The organism is Luteimonas sp. MJ250 (genome assembly GCF_039548455.1).
GTDB lineage: Bacteria > Pseudomonadota > Gammaproteobacteria > Xanthomonadales > Xanthomonadaceae > Luteimonas.
In genome coordinates, this window is the sequence record NZ_JBCLVB010000025.1 from 1 (window position 1) to 2,801 (window position 2,801).

2 protein-coding genes are annotated in these 2,801 nt (G+C 60.0%); both read right to left on the reverse strand.

Features of this window, described 5'->3' with window-relative positions:
- Positions 1-223: 223 nt before the first annotated feature.
- Entirely contained in the window at positions 224-718 is a 495-nt protein-coding gene (locus tag WCE37_RS14690) for a hypothetical protein (protein WP_343279993.1), read from the reverse strand.
- A 1,449-nt stretch (positions 719-2,167) separates the two neighbouring features.
- Complete coding sequence (locus tag WCE37_RS14695; RefSeq protein ID WP_343279994.1) at positions 2,168-2,566, reverse strand: hypothetical protein; 399 nt, start codon at positions 2,564-2,566, stop codon at positions 2,168-2,170.
- Positions 2,567-2,801: the final 235 nt, after the last annotated feature.

A 2,801-nucleotide genomic window follows, 5' to 3' on the forward strand; every position in this document is an offset into this window, starting at 1 on the left:
GAGGTGCTGCAGGGCTGACTGCCAATGCCTGCGCCGCGTGTGCGAGGTGCAAACACTGCGGATATGCGAGGCGCTACAGATGGCCTGGAACCCGGCAACAACAGTGCGGGAAACAAGGCCTAACACCTAAGTTAAGCCGCGCCGCAGCGGGGCGTGAAGCACATGGCACGCTCTACCTGCCATGTGGTTTGCGCCCCGATGCGGTGTCGGCTTGAACGCATTGTTAGGCCTCAGCTGCATACGCCGCCGGGCCTACGAAGTACGAACGATTGCGGCGAACCAGCAACGCAAGAGCAACGTACACGAGAACTGCAAGCCCAGCCGCGAGCCAAAGAGCGGAAGGCTTGAAGATCATGTCCATGGCTTCTTGCCGCACCGGTAAGCCACGAAGCTCACGGCCGATCTCGTAGGCCTCGCGAACGCCCTGAATGTCCCGGACTGCCAGTAGGGTTGTAACCAAGTTCTGACCTATGCCGGCCGCCAAGGCACCAAGCAAAACTCCATACCCGACTAGCTGTGGCCGAAACAAGTAAAAGACCGCGGCTGCGTTGAACAGGAACACGACACCAGCCAGGGCGAAGTATGCCCAAGCAGCACCGATACTTGCGAAGATGTAGTAGTCAGCGGTGGTGCCGAAGCGAGCAAGGCCATCGAGGTCTTTGCCCGTGGCCCAAAGGAACCAGACGATTAGCAGAATGATTGAACGCGGTCGCCGCACGAAACTTCCCCCTGAGGCCTAACGCCAGAGTTAAGCCGAGACGCGTAGTGAAGCGAAGCACATGGCAAGCTTTACCTGCCATGTGATTTGCGTAACGAAGCGGCTTCGGCTTGAACGACTTGTTAGGCCTCCGCACGCCGAGCTTGCGCCCGACCTTGCGACAGCCCAACCCCCTGAGCCGAACAGTACAACAAGTCTGGCGCAACGGCCTGAGGCTGGCACTTGCCGGGGCCGAGGCCAGAGCCGTCGACTCGCGCGCCCATGAACTCTCACAGCGCCCTGCCCAAAGCCGACTCGGCCGGTCGAATCTGGCGGAGAGTCGCGCCTGTCCGGAGGCGGAGGTGTTGCAGGGCTGACTGCCGATGCCTGCACCGGGTGCGAGGTGCAGCGCTGCGCCACGGATGCGCGAGTTGGCTGACGCTGACGAGCTGCTGCTACAACGATGCGGTGCTTGCCCGTGTCGAACGAAATGTTAGACGTCAGGTGCAACGCGCGCTCCACGAACGATCTCTCCATCTGTCAGTACGTCGACCCGGAGACCTCCGCGCCCCACCCATCGCTTAATGACCGCAGCGGTAGACAGCGGCTCGGTGCGAAGAGCGTTCCCCAGGATTAGACAGGGCTCGCAAAGCTCCACGCCTAGCAACCTAACAGTGCCGATCGTGAACTCCGCACCCACAAGCTGGTTGAGCCTCACTCCCCTCGTGATTAGATTCCTGCGCGCCAAAGATAGATCAGGAGTTCGTGCGTACTCGGCGCAGAAATCCTCGATCTCCTCAGCTTCGATCAGCGTGAGATTCTGTCCAGGATGCCTATGCACCCCGTAGTTCCTGTCACCGACAACACCCAGCCCACTTCGCACGGTAATTCGCTCGCACTCTACCTGTTGAGCGCCTCGCACAGGGCTTATGAAGATTCGATCCACGACCATGGCCAGCTCCTGAGGCCTAACACCTAAGTTAAGCCGCGCCGCAGCGGGGCGTGAAGCACATGGCAAGCTGTATCTGCCATGTGGTTTGCGCCCCGATGTGGCGTCGGCTTGAACGCATTGTTAGGCGCCACCCACGCACGGACGACGCCGATATGCCAACCAGAACCTTAGCGCAAGAATGACGACGAAGGCGCCAGCTGCGAACTGAAACCACCTGACCTGGCCTGTGCCTCCGTCTGCACCAAAGGCAAGCCAAAGCATCGCGACTGCGAAGCCTAGAAGAACCAGGGCAAGAAGTGCTGAGGCGAACCTGGCTGAAAAGGGATAGGCAACACACGGCGCGGCAACGGATAGGAAGCCAACACCCATAAATGTTGCAGCCTCTGCGCCACCCCGCACGTCCCCCGATCCTACGGAGAACAGGATGCTCGAACCAATGAAGGCCAAGAATAAGCCAACCAGGAGCGAAATGATTTTTAGCGCTCGCGAGATGATTGGCATGGCGCCTAACACTTGAGTTAAGCCGCGCCACGAAGTGGCGTCGGCTTGAACGAATGGTTAGGGCGCAACCGGCGGAATACCAGAGTTGCCAGCGCTGCACCAAGGGCCCAAGCGATGAACGTTGGTGGCCACACGGCGGCCGGGACAGTCAGAGCAAGTGCCACCAGTGCTACGGCGAGGAACGACGCGAGAGCGACAGGGCCTCGAGCCGAGAAAGCGACAAGTGCAAGGAGCTGCACAATGAGGGCGACGAGCGCCGCTCCCACGCCGAGCACGACGAGCGCCTGCCACAGTGCCAGGGGCATCCAGCCAGGCATTACGAAAGCGTTGGTATAGCCAAGTGCCTGGGTCGACGCGAGGTAAGTGAAGACGCCGGACAGCGATCCCGCTGCGATGCTCTTGACCATCAGTCGCATGACTCTCTCCTTTGCGGCCTAACACCAGAATTAAGCCGTGCCGCGAAGCGGCATCGGCTTGAATGACTTGTTAGGGGCGCACATAGAATGGCTCCGCCACATTCTCTTCGGCAGTCACGTTCTCTGGAGTGAGAAACATGATGTCAAGGTGCACCCCTTGCTCCGCTACGACGCCGAACGCATCACCTATCGCCGTTGCAGTTTCCATTGACTCGGCAGTTCCAGGCGTGAGACA

Bases quoted from the DNA above. Each gene is read 5' to 3' on its own strand.
- WCE37_RS14695 (WP_343279994.1), bottom strand. From the start codon at position 2,566: ATGCGACTGATGGTCAAGAGCATCGCAGCGGGATCGCTGTCCGGCGTC.